This is a genomic window from Stenotrophomonas sp. AS012628 (genome assembly GCF_010608305.1).
Lineage (GTDB): Bacteria > Pseudomonadota > Gammaproteobacteria > Xanthomonadales > Xanthomonadaceae > Stenotrophomonas > Stenotrophomonas geniculata.
Window position 1 is genome coordinate 1 of sequence record NZ_VMBJ01000331.1, and the last position, 208, is coordinate 208.

Annotated in this window: 1 protein-coding gene; it reads left to right on the plus strand. The window is 66.8% G+C overall.

From position 1 onward, the window contains the following. A partial coding sequence (locus G5A07_RS22140) for a hypothetical protein (protein WP_223107918.1) occupies positions 1 to 208 on the plus strand: 208 nt, incomplete at both ends.

Consider the following 208-nt stretch of genomic DNA (forward strand, 5'->3'; position numbering starts at 1 on the left):
CCGCCACTGGCTGGAGATGCAGCGCGATCCGCTGGCCTGGTTGCAGAAGATGCACGTCGCGCAGCCGGACCTCGCGGTTGCCCGCATGGTCCCGCAGCGCCTCTGGTGCCTGTTCCATCCGCAGGCGGTGCAGGAATTGATGGTCGATCGCCGCGATGACCTGCAACGCTGGCAGCCGGCGCTGTGCATGCTGAAACAGTGGAACGGG